Annotated in this window: 7 protein-coding genes and 1 CRISPR repeat array; of the genes, 2 read left to right on the plus strand and 5 right to left on the minus strand. The window is 62.5% G+C overall.

Going from position 1 to position 12,573, the window contains the following annotated elements; genetic code table 11:
- Positions 1–15 precede the first annotated feature (15 nt).
- The 4 genes from KQI11_RS05230 to KQI11_RS05245 form a co-directional block, all read right to left on the minus strand.
- Positions 16–2,478 (minus strand): ATP-binding protein, encoded by a 2,463-nt coding sequence (locus KQI11_RS05230; protein WP_216401318.1) that lies wholly within the window; start codon positions 2,476–2,478, stop codon positions 16–18.
- 533 nt (positions 2,479–3,011) lie between these two features.
- On the minus strand, positions 3,012–3,554 hold the full coding sequence (locus tag KQI11_RS05235; RefSeq protein WP_216401319.1) for a VanZ family protein: 543 nt from the start codon (positions 3,552–3,554) through the stop codon (positions 3,012–3,014).
- A gap of 186 nt (positions 3,555–3,740) precedes the next feature.
- Positions 3,741–4,526 carry a nucleoside phosphorylase gene (locus KQI11_RS05240; RefSeq protein WP_216401320.1) on the minus strand — a complete coding sequence of 262 codons (786 nt, stop codon included), beginning with the start codon at positions 4,524–4,526 and terminating at the stop codon, positions 3,741–3,743.
- 22 nt (positions 4,527–4,548) lie between these two features.
- Positions 4,549–5,232 carry a JAB domain-containing protein gene (locus KQI11_RS05245; protein WP_021658287.1) on the minus strand — a complete coding sequence of 228 codons (684 nt, stop codon included), beginning with the start codon at positions 5,230–5,232 and terminating at the stop codon, positions 4,549–4,551.
- 297 nt (positions 5,233–5,529) lie between these two features.
- Here KQI11_RS05245 and KQI11_RS05250 point away from each other — a divergent pair, with 297 nt between their 5' ends.
- Both KQI11_RS05250 and KQI11_RS05255 read left to right on the plus strand, forming a co-directional pair.
- On the plus strand, positions 5,530–6,522 hold the full coding sequence (locus tag KQI11_RS05250; RefSeq protein WP_216401321.1) for an RluA family pseudouridine synthase: 993 nt from the start codon (positions 5,530–5,532) through the stop codon (positions 6,520–6,522).
- A 1-nt stretch (position 6,523) separates the two neighbouring features.
- Positions 6,524–7,819 (plus strand): DEAD/DEAH box helicase, encoded by a 1,296-nt coding sequence (locus KQI11_RS05255; RefSeq protein WP_216401322.1) that lies wholly within the window; start codon positions 6,524–6,526, stop codon positions 7,817–7,819.
- Between the two features lie 206 nt (positions 7,820–8,025).
- Positions 8,026–8,539: direct repeats of the CRISPR family, unit length 34 nt; unit sequence ATTTCAATCCACTCGCTCCGCGTGGGAGCGAGAC.
- Between the two features lie 236 nt (positions 8,540–8,775).
- Here the strand turns inward: KQI11_RS05255 and KQI11_RS05260 are convergent.
- Positions 8,776–12,573, minus strand: a 3,798-nt coding sequence (locus tag KQI11_RS05260; protein ID WP_216401323.1) for a PolC-type DNA polymerase III, incomplete at its 5' end; no start/stop codon positions are given.

A 12,573-nucleotide genomic window follows, 5' to 3' on the forward strand; every position in this document is an offset into this window, starting at 1 on the left:
TGCCCCTCCCCCTTTTTACTGCAAGAGCTCTCGCAGGATCTCATACAGCTGCTCAAAGTCAACCGGCTTTGACACATGCCCGTCCATCCCCGCGTCGGCGGCCTTCTGAACGTCTTCCGCAAAGGCGTCGGCGGTCATGGCGACAATTGGGATGGCCTTTGCGTCCGGCCGCGAGAGAGCCCTGATTTCGCGGGTCGCGTCATAGCCGTCCATCACCGGCATCTGAATGTCCATGAGCACGGCGCGGTAGTGCCCCGGCTCGCTGGCGGTGAACTTCTGCACCGCCTCTGCCCCGTTTACAGCCGTCTCCACCGCCAGGCCGAAGAGAGAGAGCATCTCCACGGCGATCTCCCGATTCAGGCTGTTGTCGTCCACCAGCAGCACCCGGGTGCCGGCGGGCAGAGCGCGGCTGTGGGAGAGCGGCGCGCCCTCTGTCTGGGGCCCCTCCTCGCCCTGTGCGATTTGAAAGCGCAGCTCCACGACAAAGGTGGTCCCCCTGCCCGGCGCGCTGTCCACCGAGATGGAGCCGCCCATGAGGTCGACCAGCCTCTTGGCGATCGCCATGCCGAGACCGCTGCCCGACCGACCGGCCTGCCCGCGGTTTTCCTGTTCAAAGGAGTCAAAGAGGTGGGGCAGGAACTCCGCCGCCATGCCGATGCCGCTGTCCCGGATCGTCTGCTTGATTTTCACCCAGCCCGGCTCGTCCTCCAACTCGGCGATCTCCCAGGAGATCGCTCCCCCGTCGGGGGTAAATTTGACGCTGTTGCCCAGGATGTTGATCAGCACCTGGTTGACCCGCAGCGCGTCGCCGTAGATGGTGCTGTAGCGCAGCTTGTCGGCCTTGACGGTGAAGGTCTGATCGCGCTCCTCCGCCTGGCTGCGGATGATGTTGGCGACCTTCTGGATCTCCTCCTCGACCCGCAGCGGCTGCAACTTGAGGTGCAGTTTCCCGCTCTCGATCCTGCTCATGTCCAGAATGTCGTTGACCAGGCTCAGCAGATAGCGGCTGGAACTGCTGATTTTCTGCAGCAGTTCTCTCACCCGCGGGGGGCAGTCCCCCTGCAACAGCGCCAGCTCGGTCATCCCCATGATGGCGTTCATGGGGGTTCGGATGTCGTGACTCATGGAGGAGAGAAAGTCGCTCTTGGCCCGGCTGGCCGTCTCCGCCGCCGCCAGGGCGTCGTCCAGGTTCTTTCTGATCTCCCGCTCGGCGGTCTGGTCCTCCACCGCCACGATGTAGCGGTTTTCGGCCTCGTTGCCGCCAACGCGCAGGATCTTCACCTTGAGCCAAAGGGTCTGGCCGTCCGGGTGGTTGTACCGGCACTCCTCCCCCACATTTTTGTGCAGCAGTCCGCTCAGCATCTGGCTGGCCGCCCGCCGCAGGGCATCGCTTCCGCAGCGCCCGAAGAACAGCATGGGGTCTTCCCGGCAGACATCGTCCCGAATCCCCAGTACCTGGAGGGAGTTTTGAAAGACCATCTCCATCCGGTGGCGGCGCCCGTTGTAGATCATAAAGACCTGCTCCACATTCTCGGCAATCAGGCCGAAGAGGGCGTCGCGGTACCCCCTCTCCCGCGAGAGGGCGGCATCCCGCTTCCGGCTGTTGACCAGCAGCATCAGCACGATCACACAGACAAAGATAAAGGCGCAGACGACCGACATGAGAAAGAGGATCGAGCTGCGGGCCTGCTGGATCACGCCCAGCGGCACGATCGCCGTCATGTACCAGCCGGGGGTACCCGCCACCGGCGTGAAATAGAGGTAGTTGGTGGTGTCCTCGATTGTGAGGACGATGCTCCCGGAGCGGCCGGCCTCCACCAACTCCTTCACCTTTTGCAGAGAGCCCTCGGGGTTCCCGCTCCCCTCTAGGGTGTTGTAGAGGGAGGCGTAGGTCCGCTGGGCCACCGTATTTTTGGTGTAGACCAGGTAGTCCCCGCTCGCCCCGTCGATCATGTAGGCAAAGCCGCGGCCGCCGAGAAACTCCATTGCCGCCGGGACGTAGTAGTGTTCCAGCTCCACGTACCCGTAGAGCATGGCCTGCGAGCCGTCGCCCAGGGTGACCGGCGTGCGCATGGCCACCTGTTTTCTGCCGTTCCAGCCGAAAAAGGCGTCGCTGATGTCGCTGCCCGCGGGAAAGTCGCTCCACTGCATGTCGGTTTCAGGGGCGATCGCCGCGCCGTCGTCAAAGACGCCGTGACCACCGGCATACACCAGCGCAACCCGGCTGAAAACGCCCTGCTCCACGTACTTTTGAAGTTGCCCCAGCCGCCGCTCCTCCGGCAGCAGGGCAATCATCTCCGACAGCTGACCGAGACAGCGCATGTCCTGGTCGACATACTCCTCGATGTAGTCCGCGCCGATCTTGGTCATGCTCTTGATGCCGCTCTCGGTGTCCTCCCGCAGGTTGTCGTTGATGCTGTTGACAAACACCAGCACGCCGGCAATCAGCACCAGCACCAGCGCCAAGCTCCCCGCCATGCGAAAAAGGCTCTTCCTGTCTTGGTACAGCCCACTTTTCCGGCCTGTATTCCCCGGCGTCTTTTTCATCAAAGCCCACCTGTCCTCACTCTGCTGCCTGTTTTTTAGGGGGCCTGCCCCCCTTTGCCCTGCACCAATAAAAAGGGCAGGTGTCCGCTCTCTCCAGACCCTGCCGTCGGCCAAACCGACACCGGTCGAAGGGCCGCCCCGCCCTTGTCGCCGTTAAAAAGAGGCGGCTGCACGCCGATCGAAGGGGATTGAGAGCACCCGGTCGGCGGCAAGCAGTCGTCCCTTTGCCGTATACCGATATATGTGTCTTTATTGTAGCATTTTGTCGATGCCAAATCAACCCAATTATTTCTTTCCCACATGGATCCTACAGGGGCGACAGCCAAACCAGCGCCGCCAGAGAAGCGGTGGACAGGCGTTTGGTCGGCGGCTGCCGCACAGCTCTCCCCCGGTCCTTGCGGCAAGTGCCTGCAAGGGACCCTGACCGCACAAAAAAGTGGTCTATTTAAGGGCGGCATTCCATTTTAGCGGCTCCCGATGAACGATTTCCAGTGGCTTTTGCTGTGGAAAAGGGCGCCCAGCAGCTTGAACAGGCCATATCCGAGCACGGCGCCCAACAGGTTTGCTATGATGTCGTCAATGTCGGACGAACGCCCTATAAAAAACTGAAAAAACTCGATGCTGAAGGTGGTCAAAAATGAAACCGGCACGACGGCAGAGAGCCGCCTCATCTTTTGGAAGATGGCGGGGAGAAAAAATCCCAGCGGAATAAAAAGCAAGACATTGGGGACCTTTTCGACGATGAGCAGGGAGAGATCGTCCCCCGCCCCCACCCATGCAAAGGGGACGACATTCAAAGTGTGCGTCCCCGGGTGAAAGGAAATCGGGGTGAAGAAAATCGTCGCAAAGGCGATGAGAAAAAGGGAGCAGACAAGCCCCAAGTAGCTGATTTGCCGGGAAACGGGCTTTCCCCGCTTCTTCAAAAAGAACAAGACGGGCAGGTACAAAATCGCCAACGCCACAATAAAAATCAGCGCCAGCCTGGCATATGCTTCCAATCGATGCATCGTTCTCTCCTCCTCTCTGTCCCTCATTGTACAGGAGAGTTCTCAAAAACCCCTTGTCGATTTTCCTATAAATCGATGAAGAGATATGAAGAAGTGGCGAGAGAAAGGCCTGCCGCCCCGCCAAAAAGAGCCGGGGGCCAGCGGCCCTCGGCTCTCAGCGAGGTCAAATCGCGCGGGGACAAGCCACTACCGCCCCTGCGAAAAGGCGAAGTCGATGGCCGCCTGAAAGAAGCGGTCCCGCGCCTCGACCCGGCGGCGGACGCCCCAGCTCCACGGGGTGGGGTCCTCGGCGGTGGGGTGTTTGTCCGAGACCAGCAACAGGGCCACCGCCTCGGCCCCCAGGTACTGGCTGACGCTCAGGACGGCGGATGCCTCCATGTCCACCCCCACGCAGCCCTGCTGCCGCCAGAGCGCCTCCTTGCGCACCGTCTGGCGGTAGACGGCGTCGGTGGTGACCGTCGGCTGTTCCCACACCCGCAGGCGGGGGGAGAGGAACGCCACCGCCTGCCGGTGCAGTTTCGGCGAGGGGGCGGCCCAGCGAATGTGGGGGTGGTAGTGGTGGCTGGTCCCCTCCTCCACCAAGATGCGAGGGGGAGCGACGGCGTCGCAGAGCCCCACCTCCCCCGCAAAGCAGCCACAGTAGCCCACCAGGATGAATTTCTTCACCCCCAGGGCAAAGAGGGTCTCCACCGTGTCGGCCCCCTGGGGCGCGCCCCGGCCGCCGTCCAGAAAACAGACCCCCTCCTCCCCCTTCACCGCGTAGACGGGGGTGGGAAAGAGGAAGCGGGGCAGCATTTCCGTCAGGGTGACGACGGGATGGTGCGCCTGCAGATAGGGCACCCCCTGGGACTGAAAGAAGAGGACCGCCGTCTCCGGCAGGTCGAGGGGCTCCCCCCGGTGCTCGCTGCGGGCGTGGACCCGCGCCTGGATCACCGGTTCGGTGTCGTCGTTTTCCAGGTACCAGTCAGTCATTTTTTCCTCCTTTTTCTCCGCCCTAAAGGGCGACAAAGATGTTGCTGTCGGCCAGGGAGATGTAGTCGTCCCCCGAGACGATGATGTGGTCCACCAGCTGGATGTGCAGGGCCTTGAGGGTGTTGTGGATCTGCAGGGTGGAGCGGACGTCCTCGTCCGAGGGCAGGGCCACCCCGCCGGGGTGGTTGTGGGCGATGACCACCCGGCTGCACTTGGAGAGGGCGGCCCGCTCCACGATCTTCTTTTGGTTGATGGAGACCGCGTTGTGGATGCCCTGGGCGATCAGCTCGCAGCGAAGCAGCTTGTAGCGGTCGTTGAAGCAGAGCAGATAGAGGGATTCGTCGGTCTTGCCGATGAACATGGGGATCAGGTAATCCCCGATTTTCTGGGTGCAGTCGAGGACGTTTTCAAACGACTGCATGTCCTTTAAATAGCTGCGAAAGAGGGAGAGCACCAGCTTGAGGAGCACCGCCGCGTTGTAGCCGATGCCGGGGACCTGCTGCAACTCGTCCACGTCGGCCTCCAGCACCCCCTTGATGCCGCCAAAAGCGTCCAGCAGGCGGTGGGCCAGCTCGTTGGTATCCCGCCGGGGGATGGCGTAGTAGAGGAGGATCTCCAACAGGATATGGTCGGGCAGGCCCTCCCCGCCCATCTGCAAAAACAGCTGCCGGGTGCGGTCCCGGTGGCCCTTGTGTTCGTCGCTCATATTCACCTCGGAAAGAAGCGGCGCAAAAGCCGCATTTGTAATCTCTCGGCGTTTGGGTTATACTGACAGATATGCGAATTTGGCCCGCCGCCCCCCGAAGCGGGGCAAAGGGGCCCATTCGACAGCGTTCGCCGCGCATCCATTATACCACAAGCGCAAGGCGAGCGGTGGTGTTGGCCATCGGGCAGGGAGCAAACAGCGTTTGCGGGCCTGCCCGGCCGCCCTCGGTATAACAGCTGCTTTGCGGCCATTATACCCCATTCCCACAAAAAAAGCTACGACAGAGGAGCGCCTGTTTTGTACCAGTATTCCATCGGCCCCAACGACGGGGGCCAGCGGCTGGACCGCCTGCTGAAAAAGCTGCTGCCGGACTGCCCGACCTCCCTCTTTTACAAGTGGAACCGGCAGAAAAAAATCAAGCTCAACCGCAAACGGGTCGAGCTCTCCTCCTTTGTGCAGGAGGGGGACCAGTTGGACCTCTACCTGCCCGAAGGGGTCACCCCCCGCGAAAGCCGGGGGGCGGGGCTCACCCTCCCCCCCGCGCTGGAGCCCTGCCGGGTGGTGTACGAGGACCCGCAGGTGCTGGTGCTGGAAAAGCCGGTGGGGGTGCCCACCCAGCCGGACGACAGCGGCTCCCCCTCCCTGCGGGAGATGGCCCTGGCCCACCTCATTCAAAACGGCAGCTATCTCCCCCAGCGGGAGCACAGCTTTGCCCCCGCCCCCTGCAACCGGCTGGACCGCAACACCCAGGGGCTGGTGCTCTTTGGCAAAACTGCCGCCGCCCTGCGGGAGCTGACCCGGCTCATTCGGGAGGGGCGGGCGGAGAAGCGATACCTCTGCCTGGCCGCCGGCGCCCTCTCCCCCGACAGGGGGGAACTGCAGGGCCACATCGTCAAGGACGGGCGGAAAAACCGCTCCCGGGTCTACCCCACCCCCCAGCCAAGCAGCAAGCCGGTGCACAGCCGCTACCGGGTCATCGCCCCCTTGGGGGAGGACAGCTTGGTGGAAATCACCCTGCTCACCGGCCGCTCCCACCAGATACGGGCCCAGCTCGCCGCCGCCGGCCACCCCCTGCTGGGGGACGGCAAGTACGGCGGCCCCACCGACCGCTACACCCGACAGGCCCTCTGCGCCTACCTCCTCCGCCTCCACCCCGAGGGGGACAGCCCCCTCGCCTATCTGGAGGGAAAGACCTTTTCCCTGCGCCCCTGGTTCCTGCCAGGGGACTTTTCCCTCCCCCACGAAGGGGCGCAGACCGCGCCCACCGCATACAGAAAAGAGGAACACTGATTTGCAATTTGTCGATTTAAAACTCTCTCCCCCCATTCTAAAAGCCCTGGCGGAGATGGGGTACCAAACCCCCTCCCCCATTCAGGAAAAGGCCATTCCCCCGGTGCTTGCCGGGCGGGACCTCTTCGGCTGCGCCCAGACGGGGACCGGCAAGACCTGCGCCTTTGCCGCCCCCATCCTCCAGCGGCTGGGCACCGACCGGGTCGGCAAGCGCCCGCCCATCCGCGCCCTCGTCCTCACCCCCACCCGGGAACTGGCCCTGCAAATCTACGAGAATTTTGTCCAGTACGGCAAGTACCTCCCCCTGCGCTGCGCCGTCATCTTCGGCGGGGTCTCCCAAAACCCGCAGGTGGAGAAACTGCAGCGGGGGGTCGACATCCTGGTGGCCACCCCCGGGCGGCTCAACGACCTGATCGGACAGGGGTACATCTCCCTCAAAAAGGTGGAGATATTTGTCCTCGACGAGGGGGACCGGATGCTGGACATGGGCTTTATCCACGACGTGCGGCGGGTGGTGGCCCAGTTGCCCCAGGAACGGCAGACCCTGCTCTTTTCCGCCACCCTGCCGCCGGAAATCGAAAAGCTGGCCCGCACCATCCTCAAAAACCCGCTCAAGGTCTCGGTGACCCCCTCCGCCACCACCGCCGAGAAGGTGAGCCAGTCCCTCTACTACGTGGACAAGCCCAACAAAAAGCGGCTGCTGGCCGACCTCCTCCAGCAGCCGGAAATCGAGTCCGCCCTGGTTTTCACCCGCACCAAACACGGGGCCGACCGGGTGGTCAAGGAGTTGGGCCGGGCGGGGATCGAGGCCAAGGCCATCCACGGCAACAAGAGCCAGGGCGCCCGGCAGACCGCCCTCAAGGCCTTCAAGGACCGCTCCATCCGGGTGCTGGTGGCCACCGACATTGCCGCCCGGGGCATCGACATCGACGAGCTGTCCCACGTCATCAACTACGACCTGCCCAACGAGCCGGAGACCTATGTCCACCGCATCGGCCGCACCGGCCGCGCAGGGCTCAGCGGCACGGCGATCTCCTTTTGCATGTTCGACGAGATCCCCTACCTCAAGGACATCCAAAAGCTCATCAAGCAGGAGATCCCGGTGGTCAAAAACCACCCCTACCCCATGGAAATCCTGGAGCCCACCCCCAAACAGCCCCGGCCGCCCCGAAGAGAGCGCCCAGCTCCGCCCAGGCAGCCCGCAACTAGACAGCCGGGCGGACGGCCCGCGGCCAATGGAAAACCCGCTGGACAGGGCGGACAACGAGGGCAAAACCAGCCCCGCAAGAAGAAGTAAAAGAGAGCCAGACAGGTGGTGCTGTCTGGCTCTCTCTTTTTTGATGGAGGGAAATGGGAAAGTGCTTTGTGGGGAATAGGATGTCCCCTGCCACCCTCTAAAAGGCAGGGGGGTAAGGCAATTCTCAAATCGACGGAAAGATTTTAGTTACTCGCTCCGCGTGGAGCGAGACATTCTCGACCTTTTCGATATGGTAGACGGCCCCAATTTCAATCCACTCACTCCGCGTGGGAGCGAGACGAGGCGGAGTTTCTGCGGGCCAAGGCGGCGGGGGTATTTCAATCCACTCGCTCCGCGTGGGAGCGAGACAAGAAGTAGATGGTTCTATTGAAATTATTAATTATATTTCAATCCACTCGCTCCGCGTGGGAGCGAGACGTCGGGTCAAGGATAGCTTTCAGAATGGACAGGTATTTCAATCCACTCGCTCCGCGTGGGAGCGAGACTATGTGTCGTACACAATCACTACACCTGTTGTCTCATTTCAATCCACTCGCTCCGCGTGGGAGCGAGACGCGCGGGAAACTGCACATCGCTGGTCATAACGTATTTCAATCCACTCGCTCCGCGTGGGAGCGAGACCGCACTATTTGGCGATCAAATTCAAGCGATTTTGCATTTCAATCCACTCGCTCCGCGTGGGAGCGAGACCGGGGGTTGGCGCGCTTTTTGTAGGCGAGCATATCATTTCAATCCACTCGCTCCGCGTGGGAGCGAGACAGCAAACACCTACAAAAAGGCAGGTATTCTTTCACCACAACAATACAACTTCCACAAACAAATGTCAAACTGCAAGATCTATTCTCCCATTCCTTCCCCTTTCCCCCACTCTGCTACCCAATTTTTCGGTGCGAAGGTCCCGGGAAAACGATGTGTGCTTGGGGTTCGCACAAAAAGCAGCCCGCCTCAGAGAGGGGCGGACTGCCGAGTAGAAGCGCGCACAAACGGCGGAGCGATCAGAAGAAGGTCATCTGGCTGGACTGGGGCAGGTCGCCGAAGGCGCCGCACTCCTTGAGGCTGTCCGCCACCGTCTTGGAGATGCCCGAACGGGTCTGGATCTCGTCGATGGAGATGAAGCCCCCCTCTTTGATGGTCTCCTCCAGGGCGATGGCGGCGGTGTCGCCCAGTCCGCGCAGGCAGTTGAAGGGCAGCCGAATCTTGCCGTCCTCCAACCGGTAGTCGGTGGCGCCGGACTTGTAGATGTCCACCGGCAGGAACTCGTACCCCCGCAGCATCATCTCGTACATGACCTGCAGGGTGCCGTAGGTGTCCTCCTCCTTGACCGAGCGCTCCATCCCCTTGGCCTTGAGATTGTCCATCTGGGTCTTGGTGTAGGCCGGGCCGCGGACCGCCGCCTCGGCGTCCAGGTCGCCGCCGCGCACGGTGAAGTGGGCGGCATAGAACTCCAGCGGGCGGTAGATTTTGAACCAGGCCAGCCGCATGGCGCCGATGATGTAGGCCGCGGCGTGGGCCTTGGGGAACATGTACTTGATTTTCAGGCAGCTCTCGATGTACCACTCGGGGACGCCGTGTTCCCGCATGGCCTTAAAGTGCTCCTCGGTGAGGAGCTTCTTGGCGTTGCCCTTTCGGGTGATCTCCATGATTTTAAAGGCCATGCTGGGCTCCAACCCCTTGTGCATCAGGTAGACCATGATGCTGTCGCGCGTCCCCACCACCTCACTGATGGTGCAGATGCCGTCTTTGATCAGGTCCTTTGCGTTGCCCAGCCAGACGTCGGTGCCGTGGGAGAGGCCTGAAATCTGCAGCAGGTCGGTGAAGTTTTTGGGCTGGGTGTCCACCAGCATCTGGCGGACGAAATTGGTCCCCATCTCGGGGATGGCAAAGGTGCCGGTCTCGCTCCCCAACTCCTCCGCCGTGATGCCCAGGGGCTCCGGGCTGGTGAAGAGCTTGAACACCTGGGGGTCGTTCATGGGCAGGTCGTTGACGTGGATGCCGGTGAGCCGCTCCAGGTGCTTGTAGAGGGTGGGAACATCGTGTCCCAGCTCGTCGAGCTTGAGGATGGTGTCGTGGAGGGAGTGGAAGTCGAAGTGGGTGGTGATGATGTCGGAGTCGGCCTTTTCCGCCGGGTGCTGCACGGCGGTGAAGTCGTACACCTCGTGGTTGGAGGGGACGACCACCATCCCGCCGGGGTGTTGGCCGGTGGTCCGCTTGACCCCGGTACAGCCCTGCACCAGCCGCTTCATCTCCGCCTTGTGGACCACCCGGTCCTTCTCCTCCAGGTACTTCATCACGTAGCCGTAGGCGGTCTTGTCTTGGATACCGGAAATGGTGCCGGCCTTGAAGACGTGGTCCTTGCCGAAGAGCTCCTCGGTGTACTTGTGGGCGCTGGCCTGGTACTCGCCCGAGAAGTTCAGGTCGATATCGGGGGCCTTGTCGCCGTTGAAGCCCAAGAAGGTCTCAAAGGGGATGTCGTGGCCATCCCCCACCAGGGGGGCGCCGCACTGGGGGCAGACCTTGTCCGGCAGGTCAAAGCCGGAGCCGATGCTGCCGTCGTCAAAGAACTCGGTATACTTGCAGGACGGGCAGCGGTAGTGGGGCACCAGGGGGTTGACCTCCGAAATGCCGGCCATGCTGGCCACAAAGGAGGAGCCGACCGAGCCCCGGGAGCCGACCAGATAGCCGTCCTCCTCCGACTTCCAGACCAGTTTCTGGGCGATGATGTAGAGCACCGCAAACCCATGTTTGATGATGGAGTCCAGCTCCCGATCCAGCCGCTTTCGCACCAAATCGGGCAGGGGGTCGCCGTAGAGCTCTTTGGCCCGGTCGTTGGTGATGCGCACCAGGTCCTCCTCCGCCCCCTCGATGGTGGGGGTAAAGGTGCCCATGGGGATGGGGCGAATCTGCTCGACCATGTCGGCAATTTTGCCGGGGTTGTCGATGACCACCTCCTCGGCCAGCTCCCGCCCCAGGTAGGCAAACTCCTCCAGCATCTCGTCGGTGGTCTTGAAGTAGAGGGGCGCCTGCTCCGAGGCGTCACTAAAGCCCTGCCCGGTCATGAGGATCTCCCGGAAGATGGCGTCTTCGGGGTTCAAAAAGTGCACGTCCCCGGTGGCCACCACCGGCTTGCCCAGGTCTTTGGCCAGGCGGCAGATGAGCTTGTTGTGCTCCTGCAGCACCCCCACGTCGCTCACCGAGCCGTTGCGCACCATGAACATGTTGTTGCCCAGGGGCTGGATCTCGAGGAAATCGTAGAAGTCGGCGATCTTCAGCAGCTCTTCATAGGGTTTGCCGTCGGCAATCGCCCTGTAAAGTTCACCTGCTTCACAGGCGCTGCCGATGATCAGCCCTTCCCGCAGGGCGTTGATGCGGCTGCGGGGCATCCGCGGGCGGCGGAAAAAGTAGTCCAGGTTGCTCTCAGACACCAGCTTGTAGAGGTTTTTCAGACCGGTGTTGTTGCGCACCAACAGGATGATGTGGTAGGAGTGCAGCTTCTTGGGGTCGGCCCCCGAGAGGGAGGTGTTGATGTCCCCGGTGGCGCGCAGCCCCCGCTCCCGCAGGGTGGCAAAGAGCCGCACCAGGATGTCGGCCAGCACCTTGGCGTCGTCGGTGGCCCGGTGGTGGTTGAAGGGGGGCAGTTCCAGGTACTTGGCCACCGTGTCCAGCTTGTAGTTGCGCAGGTCCCGGTGGATCATCTGGGTCAGCAGCACCGTGTCTATGTAAGTGTTTTGAAAGGGCAGGCCGTGCCGGGCGGCCGCGGCGGCGATGAAGCCGGTGTCGAAATCGGCGTTGTGGGCCACCAGGGTGCGGTTCCCACAGAAGGCCAGGAATTCCCCCACCGCCTCCCTCTCGCTGGGGGCGTCCCGCACCATGGTGTCGTCGATACCGGTGAGCTGGGTGATTTTTGGGGGAATGGGTTTCTCCGGGTTGACAAAGGTGGAGAAGCGGTCCACCTCCTCCCCGTTTTTCAGGAGGATGGCGCCGATCTCGGTGATCCGCTCACTGGCGGCCTGCAGCCCGGTGGTCTCGATGTCAAAGACCACGAACTCCCCGTCGAAGGGGACGCTGTCGGGGCCCTTGACGCAGGGGGTGGCGTCGTTGACATAGTACCCCTCCACCCCGTAGATGGCCTTGAAATCCGGGTCCTCCTTGCGGATGCCGGCCACCGTATTCATGATGTCGGGGAAGGCCTGCAGCACCCCGTGATCGGTGATGGCCACCGCCCGGTGGCCCCACTTGTGGGCCTGTTTGATCAGATCGGAGGCCTCGCTCATCCCGTCCATAGAGGACATTTTGGTGTGCATGTGCAGCTCGACCCGCTTGCGGGGGGCGGTGTCCTTGCGCCCCTGCATGGGGTCGGCAGTCTCGTTGATGTCGTAGGGCTGGATGTTGATGTCCCGGTCAAAGCGGTCGTAGACCACCTTGCCCCGCACCAGGATGCTGTCGCCCTTGCCCAGCTGCATGACCTTTTCCAGCTTGGCCGGCTCCTTGATGGTCTTGACGGTCATCGAGCCGGTGCCGTCGGTGATGTCGAGCTGCACCACCAGCCGCTGGCCGTTTTGGATCTCCTTCTTCTCGATGTCGAAGATTTTGCCCCGGATCAGCACCGCCATGTCGTTGAAGTCGCTGTTCAGCTCCCCCAGGGGGGTCACCTGGCCGAGCTTTATCTTTTTGCCGAGGATCTCCTCCCCGCCGGAGACGGTGGCCCTGGACGGCTTGGCGGCGGGCGCCTTTGCCCTGGCGGCAGCCGCCGGGCGCGCCGGGGCCGCCACCCGCTCGGGCGCCGGGCAGGGCGG

The organism is Acetanaerobacterium sp. MSJ-12 (genome assembly GCF_018917875.1).
GTDB classification, from domain to species: Bacteria; Bacillota; Clostridia; order Oscillospirales; family Ruminococcaceae; genus Bittarella; species Bittarella massiliensis.